Annotated in this window: 25 protein-coding genes; 13 read left to right on the top strand and 12 right to left on the bottom strand. The window is 58.4% G+C overall.

What is annotated here, in order from left to right; translation table 11 throughout:
• A partial coding sequence (locus tag ACIQJ2_RS32865; protein ID WP_400675187.1) for a hypothetical protein occupies positions 1-314 on the top strand: 314 nt, incomplete at its 5' end.
• 580 nt (positions 315-894) lie between these two features.
• Here ACIQJ2_RS32865 and ACIQJ2_RS32860 read toward each other — a convergent pair.
• Positions 895-1,389, bottom strand: coding sequence for a hypothetical protein (locus ACIQJ2_RS32860; RefSeq protein ID WP_400675190.1), 495 nt, complete (start codon positions 1,387-1,389; stop codon positions 895-897).
• Between the two features lie 613 nt (positions 1,390-2,002).
• Here ACIQJ2_RS32860 and ACIQJ2_RS32855 point away from each other — a divergent pair.
• Together ACIQJ2_RS32855 and ACIQJ2_RS32850 are read left to right on the top strand one after the other, a co-directional pair.
• Positions 2,003-2,224 carry a hypothetical protein gene (locus ACIQJ2_RS32855; RefSeq protein ID WP_400675192.1) on the top strand — a complete coding sequence of 74 codons (222 nt, stop codon included), beginning with the start codon at positions 2,003-2,005 and terminating at the stop codon, positions 2,222-2,224.
• Between the two features lie 88 nt (positions 2,225-2,312).
• Positions 2,313-3,182 (top strand): alpha/beta hydrolase family protein, encoded by an 870-nt coding sequence (locus tag ACIQJ2_RS32850; RefSeq protein ID WP_400746702.1) that lies wholly within the window; start codon positions 2,313-2,315, stop codon positions 3,180-3,182.
• Positions 3,183-3,266: 84 nt separating this feature from the next.
• On the opposite strand, the gene ACIQJ2_RS32845 is transcribed toward ACIQJ2_RS32850, so the two are convergent.
• Positions 3,267-3,599 (bottom strand): antibiotic biosynthesis monooxygenase family protein, encoded by a 333-nt coding sequence (locus tag ACIQJ2_RS32845; RefSeq protein ID WP_400675197.1) that lies wholly within the window; start codon positions 3,597-3,599, stop codon positions 3,267-3,269.
• Between the two features lie 393 nt (positions 3,600-3,992).
• Here ACIQJ2_RS32845 and ACIQJ2_RS32840 point away from each other — a divergent pair, with 393 nt between their 5' ends.
• From ACIQJ2_RS32840 to ACIQJ2_RS32815, 6 genes are all read left to right on the top strand, one after another.
• A complete protein-coding gene (locus tag ACIQJ2_RS32840) occupies positions 3,993-4,877 on the top strand; it encodes a hypothetical protein (RefSeq protein ID WP_400675200.1) in 885 nt (294 codons plus the stop codon).
• A 117-nt stretch (positions 4,878-4,994) separates the two neighbouring features.
• A complete protein-coding gene (locus ACIQJ2_RS32835; protein WP_400675203.1) occupies positions 4,995-6,242 on the top strand; it encodes a hypothetical protein in 1,248 nt (415 codons plus the stop codon).
• A gap of 12 nt (positions 6,243-6,254) precedes the next feature.
• Positions 6,255-6,608, top strand: coding sequence for a hypothetical protein (locus tag ACIQJ2_RS32830; RefSeq protein WP_199149461.1), 354 nt, complete (start codon positions 6,255-6,257; stop codon positions 6,606-6,608).
• Positions 6,609-6,665: 57 nt separating this feature from the next.
• Positions 6,666-7,343, top strand: coding sequence for a hypothetical protein (locus ACIQJ2_RS32825; protein WP_400675205.1), 678 nt, complete (start codon positions 6,666-6,668; stop codon positions 7,341-7,343).
• Between the two features lie 90 nt (positions 7,344-7,433).
• Positions 7,434-8,102, top strand: coding sequence for an SOS response-associated peptidase family protein (locus ACIQJ2_RS32820; protein WP_400675207.1), 669 nt, complete (start codon positions 7,434-7,436; stop codon positions 8,100-8,102).
• Between the two features lie 41 nt (positions 8,103-8,143).
• Positions 8,144-8,794, top strand: coding sequence for an SOS response-associated peptidase (locus ACIQJ2_RS32815; protein ID WP_400675209.1), 651 nt, complete (start codon positions 8,144-8,146; stop codon positions 8,792-8,794).
• A 417-nt stretch (positions 8,795-9,211) separates the two neighbouring features.
• On the opposite strand, the gene ACIQJ2_RS32810 is transcribed toward ACIQJ2_RS32815, so the two are convergent.
• From ACIQJ2_RS32810 to ACIQJ2_RS32780, 7 genes are all read right to left on the bottom strand, one after another.
• Positions 9,212-10,672 (bottom strand): YncE family protein, encoded by a 1,461-nt coding sequence (locus ACIQJ2_RS32810; RefSeq protein ID WP_400675211.1) that lies wholly within the window; start codon positions 10,670-10,672, stop codon positions 9,212-9,214.
• 16 nt (positions 10,673-10,688) lie between these two features.
• The gene (locus ACIQJ2_RS32805; protein ID WP_400675214.1) at positions 10,689-11,165 is read right to left on the bottom strand and encodes a DUF305 domain-containing protein; all 477 of its coding nucleotides are present in this window, start codon (positions 11,163-11,165) and stop codon (positions 10,689-10,691) included.
• 24 nt (positions 11,166-11,189) lie between these two features.
• Positions 11,190-12,473 (bottom strand): epoxide hydrolase family protein, encoded by a 1,284-nt coding sequence (locus tag ACIQJ2_RS32800; RefSeq protein WP_400675216.1) that lies wholly within the window; start codon positions 12,471-12,473, stop codon positions 11,190-11,192.
• Positions 12,474-12,637: 164 nt separating this feature from the next.
• Positions 12,638-13,081 (bottom strand): nuclear transport factor 2 family protein, encoded by a 444-nt coding sequence (locus ACIQJ2_RS32795; protein WP_400675218.1) that lies wholly within the window; start codon positions 13,079-13,081, stop codon positions 12,638-12,640.
• A 31-nt stretch (positions 13,082-13,112) separates the two neighbouring features.
• Positions 13,113-14,384, bottom strand: a complete 1,272-nt coding sequence (locus ACIQJ2_RS32790; RefSeq protein WP_400675221.1) for an epoxide hydrolase family protein — start codon at positions 14,382-14,384, stop codon at positions 13,113-13,115.
• Between the two features lie 113 nt (positions 14,385-14,497).
• Positions 14,498-15,679 (bottom strand): MFS transporter, encoded by a 1,182-nt coding sequence (locus ACIQJ2_RS32785; protein WP_400675224.1) that lies wholly within the window; start codon positions 15,677-15,679, stop codon positions 14,498-14,500.
• A gap of 131 nt (positions 15,680-15,810) precedes the next feature.
• The gene (locus ACIQJ2_RS32780; protein WP_400675227.1) at positions 15,811-16,800 is read right to left on the bottom strand and encodes an alpha/beta fold hydrolase; all 990 of its coding nucleotides are present in this window, start codon (positions 16,798-16,800) and stop codon (positions 15,811-15,813) included.
• Between the two features lie 200 nt (positions 16,801-17,000).
• On the opposite strand from ACIQJ2_RS32780, the gene ACIQJ2_RS32775 reads away from it, so the two are divergent.
• From ACIQJ2_RS32775 to ACIQJ2_RS32765, 3 genes are all read left to right on the top strand, one after another.
• Positions 17,001-17,870: a helix-turn-helix domain-containing protein gene (locus ACIQJ2_RS32775; RefSeq protein ID WP_400675229.1), complete on the top strand. Its 870-nt coding sequence runs from the start codon at positions 17,001-17,003 to the stop codon at positions 17,868-17,870.
• Entirely contained in the window at positions 17,867-18,745 is an 879-nt protein-coding gene (locus tag ACIQJ2_RS32770; protein ID WP_400675232.1) for a helix-turn-helix domain-containing protein, read from the top strand. The genes ACIQJ2_RS32775 and ACIQJ2_RS32770 overlap by 4 nt, the downstream gene beginning before the upstream one ends.
• A 149-nt stretch (positions 18,746-18,894) precedes the next feature.
• Complete coding sequence (locus tag ACIQJ2_RS32765) at positions 18,895-19,788, top strand: helix-turn-helix domain-containing protein (protein WP_400675234.1); 894 nt, start codon at positions 18,895-18,897, stop codon at positions 19,786-19,788.
• A 42-nt stretch (positions 19,789-19,830) separates the two neighbouring features.
• On the opposite strand, the gene ACIQJ2_RS32760 is transcribed toward ACIQJ2_RS32765, so the two are convergent.
• The 3 genes from ACIQJ2_RS32760 to ACIQJ2_RS32750 all read right to left on the bottom strand — a co-directional run bounded on the left by ACIQJ2_RS32760 (position 19,831) and on the right by ACIQJ2_RS32750 (position 22,746).
• Entirely contained in the window at positions 19,831-20,832 is a 1,002-nt protein-coding gene (locus tag ACIQJ2_RS32760; protein ID WP_400675236.1) for a zinc-binding dehydrogenase, read from the bottom strand.
• Between the two features lie 52 nt (positions 20,833-20,884).
• Positions 20,885-21,640 (bottom strand): SDR family NAD(P)-dependent oxidoreductase, encoded by a 756-nt coding sequence (locus tag ACIQJ2_RS32755; RefSeq protein WP_400675239.1) that lies wholly within the window; start codon positions 21,638-21,640, stop codon positions 20,885-20,887.
• Positions 21,641-21,771: 131 nt separating this feature from the next.
• A complete protein-coding gene (locus tag ACIQJ2_RS32750; RefSeq protein WP_400675241.1) occupies positions 21,772-22,746 on the bottom strand; it encodes a LysR family transcriptional regulator in 975 nt (324 codons plus the stop codon).
• Between the two features lie 191 nt (positions 22,747-22,937).
• Between ACIQJ2_RS32750 and ACIQJ2_RS32745 the strand changes: the two genes are divergently transcribed.
• A complete protein-coding gene (locus ACIQJ2_RS32745) occupies positions 22,938-23,108 on the top strand; it encodes a hypothetical protein (protein ID WP_400675244.1) in 171 nt (56 codons plus the stop codon).
• Positions 23,109-23,236 lie beyond the last annotated feature (128 nt).

The following is a 23,236-nucleotide window of genomic DNA, read 5'->3' as shown; positions in this document are numbered from 1 at the left end:
CCATCCCCGGCAGCTATGCCATCGACCAGGGAAGTCTCGCGGCCTCCGCCAATTACGATCTGAGCTTCGTCAGGGGCGTGCTGACCGTCACGGCCCCACCCTCAAGCCCGACCGCTGATCTGGCCAGCGCCATCGTGCCGCGATCCTATGCACCGGATGCGGCACCGCCACTGCCGCCGGTTCCGGCCGACGATCACGGCCGCTTCTCCTACACAGATGAAGGACGCCGCGTATTCCTGACGGATCCGCGCTTCGCCGGCACCGTCGTCTGCCTCGGGGATGGCACAGGTTGCCTGGTGCAGGCCATACCGTAATTACACTGCGGGGCGTGGACAGGCAGGCGTTTGCAGGGATGGCCTCAGCCCGAGATAGGCAATAAGCTTGGCGGCGCTCGGCCATGATGGATGTTGCACTCCCCTTGTAGATGAACTGGCCTGTTCATAACGGAGTGCCGAGCAGGCCGACATAATCCGCTGGGTCGAAGGTTCGAATCCCTTCAAGAGCGCGGATGGACGCCCGCGTAGTGTATCCTCCCCATCGGAATCCACTCAGTAGCGATGTCCTACTCCATGCTTGTTTGTCGCGGATTGCTCGAAGGTTCCTAGAGATGTTGCCGCGGTGTCAGTCACCGTCGTATCCTCCACAAGTCCGACCTGTCTCGGTCAGGCAAGTGCCGATCGTCTACATGCGAGGAAGATTTGACGCCGATAAATGGCCAGTATTTTGCAGCGAAGCTGAAGGAATTCAGGTGCTCACTCCCGTCCTCGGGCCACTGTGGGTTTGCAACTCCGTAACATCGATCCAGCTCGTGCCAATCGCAAGAGGGGAGCAGCGAAATATAAGCATGGTTTCCTCGGAGGAATCCCCCGAGGAAAGCGTTCGCTACCTGCTCTATCAATAGAGGACGTACGTATATTTGTTGCCGTCTGATGCAAAGTTCGCGTATTTTCCAGTCGCTTTGTCGCGGCGTTGGCCACCGTCGTCGAGATACGTATGGCTATCCATGAAATCTTTGAGACCCCGAACGTCCCAAGTGCCCGACATGCCGTTTTCATTTCCTTCTGCGTCGAAGTGCTTGGTGACAGTCGCAGTCACGGTAACGCCCATTGGCGTCATATCGATTTCTTCCAAGGTGCCGCTTTCAACCGCCTTCAAGAGGGCCTTTGCACGATCAGCTTCCGGACCGGTGCCTTCTGCCTGCTTTTTAACGAGGTTCATGCTCGCTTCGGCGCCTTGCGCCCTTGCCGCGATCGCATATTTGTCATTGATGTCTGATGGATGTTGGCCAACCGAGGTTTCCGAGTAACTGCCGTCGCGATTATAAACCCGCTGGCCAGCACTCGGGGCAAGCGACACATCATCGCCTTTCATGCCGGCGACGATCTCCATGATCTTTCCAATCGCGGTCCCGGCCTTGAATACATCATCCGTGTTGCCGGTAACGGCCTGCGCCGTACTTCCCATCCCGCCCTTCGATGATATCGAGGATGTGTCGGAGCGGTTGGTGCTCAAGAGCGACAATGCGGTCGTGTTGGAAAATGAGTTGACCGGAGTGAGCATGAAATTTCTCCTAGATGCTAGCCGCGCGCTTCCCCCATGCGCGGCCCCAAGAAGGCCGACGAGCCTCATGCTCATGACTTACGGATATAACGCAAGCTTGAAGTTCCCGTTAATACTCCATCTTTGGTTGCATAATTCGAGATTTTGGGGCCAAAACAAGATCAATGCGAAATCGTACGCTTAGGCGGGAAGGCGATACTGGAGATCGACATTCGTTCCCTAAAATACGCGCTCAATAGGATTGAGCCCTAAAGCTTCATGCTTCAGCACAGGCCGTAAGTTAGGGAAAGTCTTCACGGATTCTGTTAGCGTACGATTTCGCACTGATCTTGTTCCGGCCCCATTGAAGCGCGGTTATCCAGCGTCCGCACAAAAAGGCACCATTCGGGTTGTGGGCATTGATGACTGGAGCTGGCGGTATTCCTCGCGGTACGGGACAATTATGGTCGATCTGGAGCGTCATTCGGTCGTCGATGTTCTGGAGGACCGCAGCGTCGAGAGCGCAAAATCTTGGTTGCAAGAACGTCCGTCGATCGAGGTCGTAAGCCGAGATCGCTGTGGCTCTAGCGATGTGAAGCTCACATCGATACAAAAGCATTCCGAACATAACAAAACAATGTTGGGGCGCTATGCAGGTTGGTTTCAAAACGGGTGCTTGCGTTGATCCTCATCGATTAAATTGGGACGGAACTGCCGCACGTCCTCTTGCTTGGGTGGCCTGGTATCCTACCGACGAGAATTGGGTCGCCAAGGTGACCTCAGAGAAGTCATGGTTCCGGAAAGAACCTGTTGCCTTCAATGCGCCGGTAGCTCGCTCACAACGCCCCTTTCCGCTGGTTGTTCTTTCACACGGATCAGGAGCTACAGCGGACGCCTTGGAGTGGCTGGGATTTCGCCTGGCTCAGCGCGGCTTTGTCGCGTTGGCAGTTAACCATCACGGTCACACAGGCTCTGAACCATATCGTGCAGAAGGTTTCCTTTGCATGTGGGAGCGGGCGAGTGACCTATCAGCAATCCTCGATGACCCTGGTTGGCAACGTTCATTAGAGATCGAGACAATCGATCAAGTGTTTGCCGCGGGCTTCTCGGCAGGCGCGTACACGGCTCTCTTGCTGGTCGGAGCCCGAGTTGCATTTTCGCAGTTCGAGCCGGGCAACCCAGAAAAAAGCCCGATCCGGGGGCCACGAGAATTTCCAAATCTCGTCAACGAACTGCCGAGGCTCTATGAGAATCCGGTTTTCCGGATTTCTTGGGGTCGGCGGCGAAGCGACTTTTCTGATCTCAGAATCCGTACCGTCCTGGCCATCGCTCCAGGCCGCTCAGTCTTGGGCTTTTCGCAGGATAGTCTTCGATCGATCAGCCGACCAGTCTACCTGATAGGCGGCGACCGAGATACAGTTGCACCGCCCGAACAATGCTGCACCTGGTTATCAGACAATATCCCCCGTTGCAGTTCTGAAATTCTGGGCGGTGGTGTCGGCCACTACACGTTCCTGCCGGAAGGATCAGCAATCGGACAGGAAGCCGCGCCGGAACTGTTCCTTGATAAAGAAGGACTGGATAGAACTTCCGTCCATGATGAGGTCGCCGTGAAGGCTGCAGAGTTTTTCGCCAATGCGTAGCCCTATTCACCAGCCCAGCGGTCATCGGCGCTGTGATTTCAGCCCACGCGCTAATGACACCCGACTACCCTGCGTCAGCCGCAGTCACTGGTCTTTATCAAAGCCGTAGGCTCGCTGCACCAAGGCTACACGAATCTCATATCGGGAATACCAATCTTGGCGACCCTGCCGTTGCGCCTCAACGTGATCGACGACGGCCTTCCATGCGTGAATGCTCTCTTCGTCCTTCCAGAACGATAGCAGTATTCCGAAACCATCCGCACTGCGAACGCTTTCAAAACCAAGGTAGCCTGGTTGTTGGCTTGCAAGTTCGCTCATGGCGTAGCCAATCGTGCCGTAACCGTCCTCCGCATCTGTTCGCTGCGAGGTGAAGCTGACCATGTAATATGGTGGTTCAGGTAAAACAGAAACTCGCATATGGACTCCTGCTTGCGGTTGATAACCTTGACCTCAAGAATGCAGTCTGTCTCAATCTCTGATGGTTCGCTAGTCCGCAAATGGCAGGCAGCAGCTTTCCTGCCACGAATGCAATTCTCGAAATACCCAAAGTATTGAGGTCAAGGTGCAACGGTAACATAGCTTGCCAATTTGCCATCTTTTCTGCCCCACTTGCCGGATTTCGCTCGATGGAAAGTGGGTAGCTTGGTCTGCCGTTGAGGCTTAAACCTTTTGTGGCGATGTCGAAAATGCAGCCGGGAATCACTAGCCACGAGCTATCGCTGAGCATCTTCAATTGCTTCTCGATGTTAAGATCATCGAGAAGGCAAGCGCCCGGGTTGCCGCGCCCTAACAAAACAGTATGAGTTGAAGATGTACGAACCCAGTTTTCTTGATCCTTTAGGATCACGTCTGCCAGCGCTAGAACAGAACCTGCTGAAGTTGCGGTCGGCGCAGATGGTGCTTGTGCTTTTCTATGCCGAACAACTCAAGGCGAAGGTGCTGTCGCAAATTCAGGGGACGGATAGATTTCTGGCCCGCACAGGGCGGGCAGAACGTGTGCCGAAGGGTACCAAAAATCCGGTCGGAAAATGCCTCGATGCGCTCGAAGCTGACGGCGCACTATCGGCTGAGGAGAAGGCGGAGATCCGGCGGCTTATCGACTACCGCAACAGTGTCGGCCACGATATCCATGAGCTTGTCGCCGATGTCACGACGGAACGTTTCGTCCGTCAGTCTTTGGCATTCATGCCTGATAGTTTCGCCCGCTATGATTATGAGGCGGTCGAACGGCTACAGCATTTTCTGAAATTGCTAGGCGAGCGGCAGAGAACGCACCATTATATTGGCACTCTCAGTCTCGACAGGCTTCAGTTCCGTAGCGCCGAGCATGTCTTCTTGAGGGAGATTAAACTGCTCCGCCGGAAAATTGCGAAGCAATGGAAAGCGCGGCAGCAACAAATCGATATCCTGAACGAGGAGATCCGGTCTGTTGTCATCGAAAGTGAAGACACAGATCCGTGTCATCCGGCAAACCAATATGATGATGGTCGCCTGACCCAACGGGGACAAGAAGTGTGTTATCGTCTTTTCGATCAAGGGCTGTCTCCCACGGCGATCGCGCATCTGATGGGCCTAAGCTTGACATCCGCACGCATGCGGCAGCGCCGATGGTTGGATATTGGCGGCAAGCATCGCCCGCCGGTGGATTTCTCGAAGCTGCCGGAGCGAAAATACTATCGGCGCGATAACGATTGACACGTTGGCAGAGTTCGGCCGGTTAGGCGTGGTCTATTGGCCGGCGGCAAAAACGGTGCGATATTGGCGCGTAGGACGCTTGAAAATTCGCCCCGGTCTGCGCCGATGGAGCCGACAATGTCCGATGCCGAAGGCAGTAAACGCGATATCGATGCGGTCTTTCTCCGGATCCTTGCTCGTGGAAATTCGAGCAGGTTCAAGTTCCTGCCACCACCCGACGATCCCGTCGGAAAGGTCATCGAGAGTATCGCCGCTGAAATTCTTGCTTTTTGCCAAACCACTTCCGATGCCGAGCTTTCCGAGAGGGTAAGTCCTCGTCGGATCTCTGTCCGGATGGTGCCCTTGGGCGATGTCTCGGCGCTGACGCTCTACATGGGTTCGAGCCACATCATTGCTTTCAACCAAGGGGTTGCGCTCTATCTATATCGCCTTGCGAGAGCGATGACGCCTTACGTGATAGTTCGCGGTACCGGCGATGCCCCGCCGCCGCCCGAGAGTGAAGCGGTGGCTGTCATCGCGGTGCTTCTCGACTGGATGTCGTCTCTCGTTCGAGCGCCATTGGTCGATGCCTGGGAGACCGGTCCGCGCGAGCAGCGCACCGCCGAGAACTATGCGCGGATGGCCGAGCGCTTCGTGCTGTCGCATGAAATCGCCCACATCATGCGTGAACATCTGGTCGGTGACGCGGGAACGGCCCCTCAGAAAAGTTTGAGCCTCCATGATCTGGATCGGCGGCCGGTAGTTCAAGAACATGAAGCGGATGCAATCGGAGCGATGCTTGCGGTGGATTCCAGCTCCGCGGCGGGTATCGATCCTCGTGCCGCGGTGGCGGGGGTGCGATACTTTTTCGAAGCTCTTAAGCTCTGCGAAGCTGTCGGAGCCGTCCACATTGACGACGCTCATCGACCAGCGGCCGAACGCAGCGCGCTTTGCGACCAGGTCATGAGCGGGCGGTACGGCCGTGTTCCGAACCTTCATCAAGCAGCTGATCAGACCTCGGATCTGCTTCGGCGACTGGGAAGCGCGGCCCTGGAGGAGAGACAACGTCGTCGGGTGACCGTCGCGGCGCGTATCGAAAACCTGCTGGCCAATACCTCATGGCATTTCGGTTCGAACGACCCCGCGGTGATGCGTTCGATATTCGATGAGGCCAAGTCCATGTTCGCGTCGTCACCGAGCGCGGTGATCGACGCCCTTCAGTCAACTCTTCTCGATGCCCAAACGTTCGAGCAGCTCATGCGGACAGCGAAATCGCCTGAGGCGCTCGAGCAGGACGACCGGCTTCGGCGCCACCGGATAGCCCACTTCATTGCCCGCAACGCACCTTTGCCCGTTAGAGACGCCCTTGGCGTAGGGTTTCCATAGTAGGAGAGACATGTGGTCAAGATCATCGAATACCAGAATAAGAATGTCATAATGACAGCCGCGGAGATCGCCCAATTCGAGGTGCAACCCACTCCGGAAAAAGATCCGGTCGCATTGCAAATTGAAGGCGACTGTCCCCGTTGCAAACACACGATGTCCCTTACCCACTATCTCATAGCGTTCCGTGGCGTGGCACCAACAAGCCCGGAGAGTTTTCAGCAAATGCTGGAAGCGGCCAGCTTGGTACCGACGTCGCTCCTGCCCACCGAGTTTTCCGTGCAGTGTTCCTGCACTGAGAAGCATCCAGGTCAAAAGGGTAAGGGACAGGTCGGATGTGGGGCGTTCTGGAGAATGCGTTGCGAATGAAGACTTGCCCCCACGAACAAGCAGCATGGAGACAGGCGCTGGAGGCGCGAAAGCGACATGGTAAAGCTCACGATGCCGCACAATCCGATCGCTGACATCGGCGAAATCGAAAACCGTGCCGATCTCGCGGAAGAGCTGAAGGGCGCGCTCGAGCGCGCTCGAAAGCTCGCCGAGAACTGGAAGAATGGGATGGCCGGGCTCATAGCCTTAGTTACAGCTACCTTGCTATTCAAAGGTCAGGACAAAATCACGGCTTACGAGCTATGGGTTCAGGTCGGTCTCGGGATACTGGCGATCGCCGCCTTGATATTGGCGGTCTGGTCCGTGTGGCATTTTCTTCAGGCCGCGTATGGTAAAATGATCGAGGTCAGCGCTGACGAGCTAGTATTGATGGGACCGAAAGTCGCGCGAGACATAACGTTGACGAACCAAACCCTGGATGACCTCAAATGGGCTCAGAAGCTGGCGCTTGGCAGCGCGATCGCTCTTGCGCTTGCAATAGGCCTCTCCTGGTATGGTCCCGTGGCAGAAAGCAAACCGCTTGCGTTCATGAAAATTGAGGTGAATGGCGCAACCACCGCCGAAGCTCCACGGACAGTTTGCGGAGAGCTGATTTCCCAGGAGGGAGCTACGACGGTTCTTAAGGTCAAGGCAAGCGCAGACAACGCAAACATACCGACTTCGCGGATTAGGTCGGCTGCTCTGGTGTCATCGTGCACATCCGCCGAGAAATAAGGGCAGGGTACGGCCTGGCTTTCAATTTGAATTGTTCTCTTTTTGTTCTTGTGGTATTAGATGGCTCGCTGATATGTTGAGGTTGCTACCATGTCTAGGCTGTTTGCGGTCTCTCTGACGGCCGAGGAGATAGCGAAGCAATTCGACGTTGACGTCGCACCGTCCGTCGCAGCGCCGGACGAAACGATCGAAGGCGGCCCCGGTCTGATCGTCATCGAAAAGGATGGTCTTCGGCTTCTGAAATCCGTGTCATGGGGGTTTCCTCGCCAGACGCGGGAGATGCAGTTCAATGGCGAGCCGCCCGGACGTATCGGTCTGGTTGCTGATCTGACCAATCCGCTCTGGGACCGGATCGTCGTCGACCCACGCTATCGATGTCTGATCCCGATCACCCATTTTGCAAACCCGGATGTTCCAAAGGGCCGAAAGACCAGGGCGTGGTTCTCCAATACGAAGGAGCCGCTGCTCGCCTGGGCCGGCTTCTGCCGAAACACGCAGGAGTTCGGCCCTGTGTTCGCCGGCATGACGATGGCGGCCAACGAACTGGTGCGGCCATTCAACGACCGGATGCCGGTTCTCCTCAAGAGAGCGGAATGGGATCTTTGGCTTCACGGAAGCATCAAAGACGTCATTGCCTTCCAGTTTCGTGAGCCGTTGCCGTCAGATGAATTCGACGTGCTGCAGACCCGCGATCTCTGGCGGAGCGGTATGCCTCCACGCCAGAAATCTTTCCTCGGCCGCCAGTCCATGTCAGTCTAGCCCCGCTTGAAGCGCCCTCCGTTCGAAAGGATCGCAGCAGCATGTGCAATTTGTATACGGTTCGGAAGACAGCTGAAGAAGTGGCCCGCTATTTCGGGGTGGCCAACCCGGTCAAATACAACGCTCCGGAGGAAGTCTATCCCGGCACGCCGGGCATGGTGATCACCGAGCAGGACGGCGCTCGGGAAATGCGGTCGATGACCTGGGGCTTTCCACTGCGGCTCAAGACCATGAAGCCCGATGCGAAGCCCATCCCGGTGAACAACATCGCTGATCTTACCAAGGCGATGTGGGTCGGCGTTGCCCGCAAGCCGCAATGGCGCTGCTTGATACCCGTCACGCATTTTGCAGAGCCCGAAGGTCCTAAAGGGAAGAAGACCCGAACCTGGTTCAGTCTTCCCGATGAGCCGATTTTCGCATGGGGCGGATTATGGCGGATGTCCGACGAATGGGGACCGGTCTATTCCGGCGCCATGACGGCGGCGAACGAGGCGGTCTCGCCAGTTCACGACAGGATGCCGGTGATCCTACATCGTGACGATTACGAGCGATGGATGACGGGCACCCTTGAGGACCTCCTAGCTTTCCAGCAACGCGTATATCCGCCCGGATTGATGGAGATGGAGCGGACGAGCGATCTTTGGGTCAAGAAGAAGGCTTCGTCTGAGACGGAAGGTGCTTTGCCACTTTAACCAGCATGGTCAACGCAAGTTTGAACGGCGACGAACTGTTCGACATCAAGGTAACGCTGCAATGGAATTATTCCGCATTATGGAGCATGTGCCACAAACGTGTATTCTGCTAAACGAACCCGTCAGCTTACGCATCCAAACAAAGGGCTTGACGACGCCCACGACGCCGATGGCTTGTCCGACGAACAGATCGTCTTTTCGGGGTTTCGTAGGGGAGCGGAGGCATTTGTTGCAGTGAGACCTTCCTAGAACACGGGCTGACAACGTGGGCGAGGTGGGTCGACATCAAGGAGCCTGCGGCGCTCACCGTCGAAGAGGCGATCGGCTGGCGGCGAAGCATGTCGGAGTGGCGTCGCCCCATTTTGGCGTGGCTTCGATGCGATCCGCGTAAGCCGTGCGGATCGCATCGAATGTCATTTAATCGCGCGCCTGAACCTGCAGCACCTGTCCCGGCTTGCCGTCCTGCGACGACGCCACGACTAAGTACCGGCGTTCGTCTTTGTGCTTGGCTTCGACGATCTGGCGAATGGGGCCGACGGCATTTACGATAGCCGATCCAGCCGGGTTGGTCATGAAGCTCGAAAGTCCCTGAAGCGGCCCGCTCCCGTCGGCCTTGTCGGACAGTGCCAGTACATACATTGTTTTAGGCTGAAGGCCGGTGACGGATGCTTGTAGTACTTGCGTGAGGCCCTGGTCGAAGAGCGTCACGGAGGTAGGCGCTTCGCCCCGTTTTTCATCCTTCGACACCAGGCTGAGATGGGCGGCTTCGCCAGCCGTGCCGAGCGGCTGCAGGTTCTGTAGTCCATCGTCTTCCGGAACCGCGTTTGGCACATAATTGACGGCCTGCGCCGCCTGGCCGATCGGGATCGTGGCGATGACCTCGTTCGTCAGCGTGTCGATCGCTGCCATGGTGTCGGCGTTTTCTAGGCCGACATAGACGCGCGATCCATCGCCCGACGGCCAGATTCCGTGAGGAAGATTGCCGACTGGGATCGTCGCGACCTGTTCGAAATTGTCCGTCCTGAATACCTTGACCTCGTTGAGGCCTCCGACCGTCACATATGCGAAGCTGCCGTTCTTGTTGTTGACCAGGTTGACATGGTTGGTAATCGGACCGGTGTCGAAGGTCTTGATAATGTCGAACGGCGGCTGGGCGTTGAAGACCTGGACTTTGCCGGTGTCCTTCAGGGTGAACCAGACCTGCTTACCATCAGGCGAAGCTGCGATGTTGGGGCAGAACGGGCTGGCCTGCTTGACGTGACCAACGATCTGCTTGTCGGCAACGTTGACCACTACGGTCTCTGGATTGAACGAGGAACATATGTATCCGTATTTGCCGTCCGGAGAGAAGATCTGCATGCCGGGACCCGCAGAAACCTTGATCTGCGTCTTTTCCTCGAAGGTGCTGGCGTCGATGACGGAAATATGGTCCTCGCCTCGAACGGTAACCCAGACCTCCTTGCCGTCGGGCGTATAGAAGGCCTCATGCGGCGAGCGGCCGACATAGGTCGTATGCTTGACGGCGTTCGTCGCAGTATCGATGAAGGTGACAGAGTTCGAGCCGATCGAGACGACGGCGATATTCTTTTTGTCCGGCGAGAAGCCCATGCCGTGAACCAGTACCTGTCCCTTGTAAAGCGGGCTAAGATTGGCAGGTTGGGGATCGCCGAGCTTGATGACGCCGAGGAGCTTGTTGGTCGCCGGATCCGTGACCGAGACGGTGTTGGAGAATTGCTCGGCCGCATAGACGCGGTCCTTGCTGCTGACAGGGATCTCTGGATCCGAGGAGGCAAAGGGGACCTGACCGGCAAAGGCGGAAAATGGCAACAGCATACTGCCCGCCAGCATGCTGACGGCAAAAGATGTTCGGATGTTCATAGGGATGACCTTTTCGTTACATCTTCATGTCTGGATCGATGGTCTGCATGGATCCGGTAGGGGTATTCTCCGGCCCAACCTGAGTAGGGGCCGCGCCGGATGGTGGAAGAGGATCTCCGATCGCAAGCTTCATCGCCGCGATCTCCTGCTGCTGATCCACGATAATTTCCTGCGCGATGCGCTTGAGCTGCTCGTTCTTGCCGTATCTGAGGACGGCAAGTGCCATGTCGATCGCGCCCTGATGGTGAGGGGTCATCATTGCGACGAAATCACGGTCGACGTCGCCGGTCGGCCGGATTTCCATATCCGACATCATCTTGTGCATCGCGGCGTCATTCTCGACAAGATAGGCCGCCTCCTGGTTAGGCCGGTCTGTCCCCGCGACTTCATGAGCGCTGTGCGTCGGATCATGGGCGTATGCGGCGCAGGTTCCGGCCAGAGCCAGGAGGGCGGCCACGAGGACCGCCGGTGTTGCGAAAGACGAAATTTTCATCGACATCATCTCCGATTTGAAAGGTCACATAGTGGCGAACGCCTTGCGGAGTTCGTCGGTGAAGATGACGGGCTGTTCGAATGCGGCGAAGTGACCGCCATGTGCGGCTTCGCCCCAATACGTCAGCTTGGAGTACATGCGATCGCCCCAGATTTTCAGCGGCCGGAAGAGCTCGCCGGGAAAAACGCTGACAGCCACCGGGATATCCAGCTTCTGGGGCGAGAAGGTCGTCTCGAAGCTTTCCGCGTAGAGGCGGGCGGACGAGGTTGCTGTCTCGGTTAACCAATAGAGCGTTATATCGTCCAGCATCTGGTCATATCCAAGCGCCTTCTCCGGATGGTGGTCGGAGTCGGTCCAGTTGCCGAATTTCTCGTAGATCCATGCGGCCTGCCCAACCGGAGAATCCGTCAGTGCGTAGCCGATGGTCTGGGGCCGCGTGGTCTGGATCTTGGCGTAGCCGGACTCATGCGCGCCATAGGCGACCAGTTGGGCGATCGATGCCTGTTCCTCGGCGGTGGGCGAACCTTCGAGCGGCGGCGGAAACAGGATCGGGAGATTGAGGTGGATGCCCTTAAGGCCAGCAACATGCTGTTTTGCCATCCAGGTCGTGACACCGGCGCCGTAGTCGCCGCCTTGGGCATAGTACCCGTCGTAGCCAAGTCGCTGCATCAGTACAGACCATGCCGCAGCGATGCGCGGCAGTCCCCAGCCGGTTTCCGTTGGCTTGTCTGAAAATCCGAAGCCTGGAAGCGATGGGATGACAACGTGGAAGGCATCTTTGGCGTTGCCGCCGTGTGCCGTAGGGTCCGTCAGCGGTTCGATGACCTCGAAGAATTCGATCGCCGAGCCGGGCCATCCATGGGTGAGGATCAGCGGGCGAGCGTTCTCGTGCTTCGACTTTACATGAATGAAGTGGATGCCAAGACCATCGATCTTGGTGCGGAACTGCGGGTAGGCGTTGAAACGCTTCTCCAGTCGGCGCATGTCGTAGCGATCACGCCAGTACTTCAGCAGCGCTTCTACCGATTGCAGGGGCGCGCCTTGCGACCAGTCGGAGACGGTTTCCTTTTCCGGGAGGCGCGCCGCACGAAGTCGGGCGCGTAGGTCCTCGATCGCAGCGGCCTCGATCTTCACCTTGAATGGAGTGATCGCGTCCGTCGCGGGGCTCAACGGGATGCCGCCGGTCGCCGGCGTGGCCGCGGCCACGGAACCGACGGCTGCAATGGCGGAGATTGCTGCTGCACCCCCAAGAAACAGCCGGCGGCTCGGATCGGCGTCGCGGGAGGTGCCGGAGATGTTTTTGTTCATGTTCGTTTCCAATCTTGAGATTAAGGACACGCATTGATGTATGTGGCGAACGGCTGCGGCAGAAGCGGCCACGTCTGGAGATACAATCCATGGGGATGGATGGCCGGAATACGCTGCGCGGAGCGTATTCCGGCCTAAGGTATCTCGTTGCCTCGCTGCGATCCTCAGGCCGCCTCGAATGCCGCGCTGAGATTGCCGAGCACGCCGAGCTGTCCGAGGATGACCGTGGCGGCTGTGTAGCAATGGAAAGAGGTCACCTTGCCGTCCTTCAGATGGAAAACGTCGCAGCAGGGCGCATGCATTTCCTTGCCCGTGGGCGGGATGGTTCCTGCCGGGAGTGCGAGAGGGCCGGTCTGCGTGCCGTTGAGCGTCAGTTCGACGATCACGACGTCGTCCGCTGCGTAGACGTTTCCAAGCTCGCGGTGCATGTCGTGGAAGGCAGTCGCATAGATTTCGACCGTCTTGCCGATGTCGACGCCGTAGTATTTCGCGCCCGCCGAGACGTCCCAGAAATAGCCGTTTTCAGCGAAGAGCGCGACAAACGCATTCACGTCCTTCACTTCTGCGGTCCGGTAAAGTTCGCGGATGATTTCTTCGTTCGTGCACACATGGAATCCTTTCGTTTGCTAGGTGTCTGGATCAGCGGATCGCTTTGAAAGCCTTGCGCATCTCTTGCGCGAATAGCTCGGGTTGTTCGAAGGCGGCAAAGTGACCGCCCTTGTCGACCTCGTTCCAGTAGAAGAGGTTCGGCCAGTGCGTCTGCGCCCACGCCTTCGGCGCTCGATAAATTTCCTTCGGAAAGATCGTGGCTGCCATCGGCAATTCGATACGGCCGGCGTCGAAGCCGCCGCCATTGCGCGCGTTTTCCCAATAGATGCGAGCGGAGGAGGCGGCCGTATCGGTGAACCAGTAGAGCGATATGTCGTCGAGCATCTCGTCGGTGGTCAGCGCGTCTTCCGGTTCGCCTCGATTGTCCGTCCAGGCTTGAAACTTCTCGTAGATCCACATGGCCTGGCCTACCGGCGAATCCGCGAGCGGATAACCCATCGTCTGCGGCCGCGTCGCCTGTTCCTTGAAATAGCCGAACTGGTCGCTGGCGAACTTTGTCGCGGCGTCCATGGCGGCCTTCTCCTCGGGCGTGGGGCTGTCGGGAAACTTCTCAGGGAAGACGAGCGGCCAATTCACATGAGCTGCAACCAGTCCTTCCGGACGGACATGGCCGAGCGCATGCGTGACCCCCGAACCCCAGTCGCCACCTTGAGCAACCCACTTGTCGTAGCCGAGACGCTTCATCAGAACGCCCCAGGCTCTGGCAGTTCGCTCGACCGTCCAGCCTTCCGACGACGGCTTGTCGGAGAAGCCGAAACCGGGCTGGGACGGGATGACCACGTGGAAGGCTTCGTCGGCCTTACCGCCATGCGCGGTCGGATCGGTGAGGGGACCGATGACCTTCAAGAATTCGACCACTGACCCCGGCCATCCATGTGTCAGGATGATCGGCAAGGCATTCTGATGCTTCGATTTTACATGGATGAAATGGATCCCGAGCCCGTCGATCTCGGTGCGGAATTGTGGTAACGCGTTCATTCGTCTTTCGAATTTCCGCCAATCGTATTCGCGCTCCCAATACGCGACCAAGGTCTTCGCTTTCTTCAGGGGAACGCCCTGAGACCAGTCTGAGACAGTCTCCCGGTCCGGCCACCGCGTATGTTTGAGACGGCGCTTCAGATCATCGATGGCTCCCTGCGGTACGGAGACCTTGAAAGGGGTGACGTCGTTAGTCGCCGGCGGAAGTTCGAAGTCGGTCGATGCCGCAACGGCTTGGGAGGCAAGTGTAGCTGCCGCCGCTGGCAGCGCAACGGCGAACTGGAGAATGCGCCGGCGCGTCGCGACGGTCGTTTTGTCGGTCATGTCTGAATCCTTGGTTGGATTGCTTGATAAGGAAATCGGAGGACGCTTATCCGCCCTGTACAAAATTCGGTGGCGGGTCGGTTATGTCGCAACGGGTGCGCTGAAATCTCACGTCAATTCTCCATCATCGTGTCGATCGTCTTAACGGAGACGAAACCGGCAAGAAGCGCGCAAAGGGTAGCGATCGCTGCGGCGGCGACGAAGGCGGACGAGATTCCCCAGGCGTCGGCGACAAGCCCTCCACCGAAGGAGCCCGCCGCAAGCGCGATTTGAAATATCGTCACCGTGAGTGCAGAACTCGCTTCGAAACGGTCGGGGCCGGCTGCATAGGTCCACAGTTGCACGCAAACGGGGATCGCTCCGAAGGCCGCGCCCCAGACTGCGACCGCGGCGGCCTCTAACAGCAGACTTGGCGAAAAATAGACGGACGCCAGGATCGAGGCTGCCATCGTAAACGCTACGATTGCCGTTCCTCCAGGCGGGTTGCGACTGGCGACGCGTTCGCCGAGGAATGTGCCGGCGATGCCAGCAGCGCCGAAGATCGCGAGCATACACGCCAGCGCCTTCGGGCCTGCGCCGACCTCATGCACGAGGTGTGGCTCGAGGTAGGTGTAGGCGGCGAAGTGTCCGGCGGCTGCCAACGCGATAGCGCCGAGCGCGGCGACGAGAGGTCTGTCGTAGAAGGTGCCGGCAAGTCCTTTGAAGGACTGGGACGTCGGCATCACGATCTTTGGCAGGACCGCAGCCTGGACAAGCAGGACGAAGAAGCACAGGACCGCAACCGCGATGAAGGCAAGGCGCCATCCAAGGAAGCCGCCGAGCGCGGAACCTAAGGGCACGCCGACCACGGTCCCGACCGAGATGCCGGTCATGACCAGCGACGTCGCCCGATTGCCATATTGAGCTTCGACCAGCTTGCGACCGACAACCGCCGCAAAGGTCCAGAAGCCGCCGACGCTGACGCCGAGCAGAGCCCGCCCAGCGACGGCGATCTCAAACGTGGTCGACGTTGCGACAATAAGATTCGACAGCACGAGAAGCAGAGTGAAGCCGACGAGGAGAAGCCGCCTGTCGATAGATCCGGCTGCCACCGTGCAGATGGGCGCTGCGATTGCAGCAACGATGCCTGGCGTCGTCACCAGGATGCCGGCGGCGCCCGGCGATGTTGCGAAGTCGTTGGCGATAAGGGAAAGCAGACCGATCGGGAGGAATTCTGTCGTCACCAACGCAAAAGTGCCGAAGGCGAGCGAAACAACGGGCAACCAAGAAGAGCGTAAAGAACTTCCGACGGTCATAACGAAACATTCCTGTCCAAGTTGGAGGCCCGAGCTGCACTGAGAACTAGTCGTTCATGATTTCTGGGAGAAGCGCGCCCGCATGGATATTCAATCCACACCGATGGACGCGCCTCTTGGCTTCCACTCTGTTACGCCTTGACGAACGCGAGGAGGTCGGGATTGACGACATCGGCGTTGACGGTCAGCATGCCGTGCGAATAGCCCTTGTACACCTTGAGGGTGCCGTTCTGCAGAAGCTTGACCGAGAGCTCGCCAGCGTCGGCGATGGGGACCACCTGGTCGTCGTCACCGTGAAGCACAAGCGTCGGGACGGTGATCGCCTTGAGATCTTCGGTCTGGTCAGTTTCGGAAAACGCCTTGATGCCTTCGTAGTGTGCCTTGGCACTGCCCATCATCCCCTGACGCCACCAGTTTTGGATCACGCCCTGGGAGGCCTTCGCGCTGTCACGGTTGAAGCCGTAGAACGGCCCGGTAGGCACGTCGAGGAAGAACTGGGCGCGATTGGCGGCCAGTGCGGAACGGAAGCCATCGAAAACGTCGATTGGGGTCCCTCCCGGATTGCCGGCGGTCTTGACCATCAATGGCGGCACGGCGGAAACGAGGACTGCCTTCGCGACACGACCGTGCGGCTGGCCGAACTTGGCGACGTAGCGTGCGACTTCGCCGCCGCCGGTTGAATGGCCGATGTGTACTGCGTTCTTCAGGTTCAGGTGTTCGACCACAGCGAAGGCGTCTGCCGCGTAATGATCCATGTCGTGGCCTTCGCTCACCTGCTGCGAGCGACCGTGGCCACGGCGATCATGCGCCACGACGCGGTAGCCGTGCTCAAGAAAGAACAGCATCTGTGCGTCCCAGTCGTCGGACGACAACGGCCAGCCGTGGTGGAAGACGATGGGTTGGGCGTCCTTCGGACCCCAGTCCTTGAAGAAGATGTCGACGCCGTCCTTGGTTTTGATGAAGCTTTCGGTCATGGGATGATTTCCGTTGTGAGAATGGTTCGACGGTTTCGTCGCGGCGAAGCTGGGAACTGCTGGCAGCGAAAATGTTGCGGCGAATGCGGCGCCCGTCAGCAGCGCATCGCGCCGGGTGAGGGGTAGGGTTTTGTCGGTCGACGTCACTGTCGGGGTTTCCGTTCGAAGTTTTGAGGAACGAATGGAGGCTATTCCGTAGTGATCGGGCGAACGATGCGCGTTCTTGCGAAAGCTGCACGTTCTTGCTCCAATCTTCCGTCGGATTGAATTCGCCCGTTTACCCCACCGCTCTACCGTCTAGGTTGCTTTCGGCCGGCAGCACGCAGTCTGAGGAGATCGGGAAGCATATGAGCGGTGAAAGCGCGAGCGATCTTCATGAGAACGTCGTCAAGATCGACAGAAAGGCCCAGTCCTGGAACGGGGTGACTATCGTTGACGTTCACGAATACACCAGAGGCGAGGTTCTGCACGCTCTCTTGAACGAGGACGAGACCGGGATCGCCATGGCGCTCGAAGAGGTCGGCGGCGTCACCGAGCCACGTCTGAAGCCCCAACAGGCCTGCACGCTCGATCACAGACCGAACCACATGACGCTTGTCCCTCGCGGAATGCGTTTATGGGGATACGCCACCAGCGAGCTCCATTACAGTCGGTATGCCCTGCTGCTCTTCGACCTGGAAAAGTTGGAGAAGAAGTTTCAGGAGGATTTCGACCCGCGGATGTTTGCAACGCCACGCATGCGGTTCACCGACGACCGGATCCACGCGCTCGTCCGAATGCTTGTCGATATACCGAAAGAAGACCCTTCGATGACGCTTCTCGGCGACAGCCTAACCGCGGCTGTGTTCGCGTTGCTGTCGTCCGAGGATCAGATGCCAACGACCCGGACACGACTTTCGGACCAAGCTTTTTCGCTCATTGTCAGCTACATTCAGGATCAGCTTCCGAGACAGATCGAGCTACGGGAATTGTCGGAGCTTGCCGGGATGTCTCAATGGCATTTCTGTCGTGCGTTCAAAGCGTCGACGGGCCTTTCTCCATACGAGTGGCAGCTCGACAAGAGAATAGAGGCGGTTCAGGGCTTTCTTCTCCACAGCGACGCTCCGCTCGACGCTATTGCAAAGACTGTCGGCTTCTGCGATCCCACGCAGTTGAGCCGGGCGTTCAAGAAGCGAACGGGTGAAACTCCGGGCGCATGGAGACGCAACCGTCGATGAACACGCGTGAAGCCGAGCTACTCGGTCTGCCTTTCAACATTCGCAGCATTGCAACTCGAACGCAGTCCTGGAACGGCGTTCGGGTCGACATAACGAAGGCGCACTACGCGGAGGGCGAAATCCTTCATCCTCTGGGCTACGAGAACATGACCCGCCTCTCGATCAATCTTGACGAAGTCGGCGGCGTGACGGAGCCGCGTCTGAGCAGGAATGTTCCATGCCCGGTCGAACACAAGCCGAGGTACATGGCATTCGCTCCTGCGGGAACGCCGCTGTGGGGATACGCGTCAAAGCTGGGTTACTGCTACGACGCCACGGTCATGTTCGATCTCGATGTCTTGTCCGAACGGCTTCAGCATCAGGTGGGACGAAGTGAGGGCGAAGCTCCAAGGCTGAGGTTCGCTGAACCTCGGATATGGACGCTTACTAACATGCTGGTCGCCATTCCCTCCGAGGACCCTTCGTATCGGCTATATGGGGACAGCCTGACGGCCGCGATTTTCGCGATCGCATTCGAGTCGCGCGAGACCCATGCCCGCTCCGGAACGCTCGCGTCCTGGCAGCTCAACCGGGTGACCGAGTACATGAGGCTGCGTCTTCCCGAACAGGTCGAACTGCAGGAACTTGCGAGCTTGGTTGGGCTGTCGCAGTGGCACTTCGCGCGCGCGTTCCGTGCTTCTACGGGGATGTCGCCCTACCAGTGGCAGTTGGACATCCGCTTGAAACAGGCACGACACCTTCTTCTTTCGACCGATCACACGATCGACGAGATCGCCGTCGCGACGGGTTTCTCCGACTATACGCATCTAATCCGGCAGTTCAAGAAGAAGGTCGGCGTGCCGCCGGCGGCGTGGCGTCGGATGCATCGGGAGTAGTGCTGGCTGTCATTGCCAGACATGGACGTTCTTGCTGAATTCGGCGTTGCGCATTGGAACCGGTATTGTCGAACGTCCCGCCTCGGCTAGGATGCTCGCGATATCATTCTCGCTGCTAGCGTCGCATCACACCTTCGGACGAAGCCACCATGCCCATCATCTTCGAGAATGACCTCCCGGAAAACGTCGTCAGCATCGAACGTCGGACACAGACTTGGAATGGCGTGACGGTCGAAGACGTGCACGAGCATGCCAAGGGCGGCGTCCTTCACTCCTTGATGTACGAGAACGACACGCGGCTGACCATTAATCTGGAAGAGGTCGGAGGGTTGACCGAGCCGCGATTGAAGCGGAACCAGGCCTGTGCCCGTGAACACACCGCCAACCATATGGCACTCATTCCTCGCGGCATGCACCTCTGGGGGTTCGCACAGGACCTTCGATACTGCCGATACGGTATTCTCATCTTCGATATCTCCAAGTTGAGAGACCGGCTCGAGGACGATTTCACGGTGCAGCCTTTCGAGGAACCGAGACTTCGCTTCATGGATCCCCGGATTCTGACGCTCGTGCGCATGCTGATCGACATTCCGTTGGGAGATGGCGCATCGACCCTTCTCGGCGACAGCCTGACCGCCGGCGTGTTCGCGTTGCTGTCGTCGCCGCAAAAGGACGTTCAGGCGGGAAAACGACTTGCGCCATGGCAGGTTCGCAGGGTCACGGAGTATATGCGCGAACAGCTCCCGCGCCAGATCGAGCTGCGTGAACTCGCCAACCTCGTCGGACAGTCTCAATGGCATTTTGCGAGGGCCTTCAAGGCGTCGACGGGACTTTCGCCCTACCAGTATCAACTCGACGCCCGTGTCCAGGAAGCCAAGCAGCTACTGGCGACGACGGACGGGACGGTGCAACTTGTAGCCGAAGCGACAGGCTTCGTGGACGCCATGCATTTCATCAGAGTGTTCAAGAAGAGGGTGGGCACGACGCCGGCCGCCTGGCGTCGCGAGCACTATAAGGGCAGCCGAGCTTTCCTGTCTTCGTAAGATTTCTCTCCCTCGCGGCCCTTGCATCGTATGGAGAGCTCTTCAACGCGATGAAAGGAGCACGGTGCCTGTCTTGCCGGGCTTCTCGACGAGTGCTGCCGCCTGCGCTACCTCCGCGAGATCAAAAGTCTTCTCGATCGGGAACAGTTCCTGTTTCTCTGCAGCAAGCTTCAGCGCTAGCTTGAGGTCGGCCCTCCGGATTTCGACAGGAAGGCTGGCCCATCGCCCCACGGTTACGCCTGAAATACGGAGGTCTCGCGTCGAAAAGTAAAGTGCCGGAACCGAGATCGGCTGCCCGGAAAGATCGCCATACGAGACGAGGCTGCCGCCTTGGGAAAGCAAACCGGCCGCAGCGCTTGCCGTCCCGCCGCCGACCGGATCGAGGACAACGCCGATTGGGTGACCGTCCGCTGCGGAAACGACCTTGTCCTCCCATCCGGGCTTGTCAGTAGAGACGACAGGTAGATCTGGGAACAGGATGTTGAGTTCGTTGACACCCCCCTCCCGCCTGACGACGCCGACGACATCGAAGCCACGGTCGAGAAGAAGCCCTATCGTCAGCCTGGCTACGGCGGATCCAGCGGCGGTAACGACGACGGCGTCGCGACCGGGTTTTGCGCCGGATGACTCGACGGCCCGCAGGAGCAGTGCCGTAGTTAGCGGGTTGACGTGAAGCTGGGCGGCAGCTTCGTCCGATACGTCGTCGGGAATCTCGGTGACGTATTCGGTCGAGACGATGGCCTTCTCACTCCACGCACCCTTGCCTGGAAAGAAGGCGACACGAGCACCTGGCTCTAGGGCGACCCCGTCGCCTGCTTGCTCAACGACGCCATAGCCCTCGAAGCCGACGTGAACTCCGCCTTCTGGTATCACCGATCCCGAGTGGTAGCGTCCGGCAACGCCGAGAAGGTCGCCGTGATGAACTGGCCGGAGCAGTACCCGGATCAGAACTTCGTCGCGTCCCGGAATTTTCGGGTCGTCGACGTAGACTGCCTGAAGGACGTCCTCCGGCTTTCCGTGCTTGAAATAGACTGCAGCGCGCATCGCTGGCTCTCCTTGAGGGACGGAGCGACGTTCGGCCGCTCCGGTTGAAGGATTAGACCTGTGCCTTGCCACCGTCGGCGAAGATTTCGGCGCCATTAACGAAGCTCGATTCGTCCGTCGCGAGGAACAGGGCAACTTTTGCGATCTCTTCGGGCTCGCCGACGCGACCAAGCGGAACGGTCGAGGCAAGGTAGTCAAGAAGGCCCTGCTGCTGCGTCTTGTCGTCGCCGGCAAGCTCGACCAGTCCGGCAGTGTGGATCGGTCCCGGCGATACGACGTTGACACGGATGCCTTTACCCTTGAGGTCGAGGATCCAGGAGCGGGCGAGATTGCGTACTGCAGCCTTGGACGCTGAATAGATGCTGAAATTGGCGTTGCCCTCTATACCGACGATCGAACCCGTGAGGATAACGGACGAGCCTTCTTTCAAAAGTGGAAGGGCCTTCTGGACAGTGAATACGACCCCCTTCACATTCCTACCGAAGGTGTCGTCATAGTGCTCTTCAGTGATCTGGCCGAGCGGAAGCATGCTGCCGCCGCCTGCATTGGCGAAGAGCACGTCGATGCGCCCGTGCGTCGCCTTGATCTGGTCGTACAGACGATCCAGATCCTCCATATTTCCAGAGTCTGCTTGGACGCCCGTCGCGTTGCCGCCGATTTCGGCGACTGCGGCGTCGAGAACGTCCTTGCGGCGCCCGGTGATATAGACCTGCGCGCCCTCCGAAGCAAAAAGCTTTGCCGTGGCAAGGCCGATGCCGCTCGTGCCGCCGGTCACGACGGCTATTTTGTTTGCGAGTCTGTTGGTCATCTTACTCTCCTGATGCTGAGCGCACGAAAGGGCTCAGCCCGAATGTGCGGTCTGTTGAAGCGTTGGATCTTTCGGGGATGGGCGTTGGCTCCCTGCCTGTCGTCGCCGTCCGATGTGAAGAAGTTAGTGGGTTACTCCATCAGCGGGAAGGCGCTCGTCATGGAGACATTATCCATGGGAGTGGATGGTCCGCCCGCCCTAACCCTGGCGTCGAAGCGTTCGAAGACCTTCCCTGCCCAATCGGCGAAGGCTCGCAGCCGAGGGTTCGGAAACCGATCGGCGGGATACAAGAGATGCAGGGTGTGGTTTTCTGGCTTCCAGTCGGGCAGCAGCTCGACCAGGGAACCATTCTCGATATGCGGTCTTGCAAGGAACCCGAAGCTTTGTCCGATTCCTAATCCGGCGAGCAGCGCATTGAGATGCGCCGTACTTTCGTTGACGGATATCCCGCTGGATGCCGGGACATGTTCGGCTCGTTCATCTCTGTGCTTGAAGCGAAGCGAAAATCGCTTGCCGGATGACGCCGAGAAATAACTGACGACTCGATGCCCCTGGAGGTCGTCTGGATGTAGCGGCCGATCTCTTCCTTCCATGTAGGCTGGCGCCGCACAAAGCACGTAGTCCAGTTCGCAAAGCTTTCGCGCCTTCATCGTGGAATCTGCGAGGGAACCGCCGCGTATCACGCAATCGATGCCTTCGCCGATCAGGTCGACGGATCGGTCGCTGACTCCCAGCATGAGATTGATGTCGGGATATTGACGTTGAAAATCCGAAAGGGAGGGAATGAGAATCTCGTTTGCCAGTACGGAGCCTATATCTACCCGCAGCCTTCCTTTTGGCATGCTGCGGGAGCCGCCGACGGTGCCGTCCATGTCATCGAGATCGGCAAGAAGCCGGAGGGCGCGCTCGTGATAGGCAAGGCCCTCCGTGGTCATCGTCACCGATCTTGTCGTGCGCTCAACGAGCTTGGTTCCAAGATGAGCCTCCAGGTCCTGCACCAGTTTGCTTACGGACGACCGCGGTAGGTTCATTCCGTCTGCTGCCTTCGCGAAGGATCCGGCTTCGGCGACGCGCACGAAAGTTCGTATGGCGAGTATCTGATCCATTTAGGCCCTGCAATCCGGTCTTTGGGTCAATTATAGCCGATCCCCTTCGACAAACCATGCGCGTTCTTGCGCGGACCTGCATATTCTTGCGGAAATCGACCTCGGCCGACACAGGCGCATAGCGCCGGGCACCTTGTATTCCACGGCGATCTCACCATCTCAAATGAGACCTCGAACCTGGAGCACTCGAGATGGAAGACGACGCCCTCAAACAGATCGCCGCCGCCGAAATCGAAATCCTGCCGCCGGAGCGGGACGACCTATTCGACGAGAGTTCGCGGACCTGCCTTTGTTGTGGTCGCTCGCGGTCCTTTATCGACGAAGATGGCTGCGGCATCTGCGAGGAATGCCTCGCGCCATAGTTCGCAGAACGTCGTTAATCGGAGTCCGTTTTCCGATGATCGAAATCACCAAGAGACATGCAGATTGCAGCTGCTTCCCGAGGCGGAGCGAAGGACGGGGCAAAAGTCGCTGGTGGCCGGGATCACGA

Source organism: Rhizobium sp. NPDC092011 (assembly GCF_044756305.1).
Taxonomy (GTDB): domain Bacteria; phylum Pseudomonadota; class Alphaproteobacteria; order Rhizobiales; family Rhizobiaceae; genus Rhizobium.
Note: the sequence above shows the minus strand (reverse complement) of the source record. Positions and strands in the feature narration are given on the sequence as shown.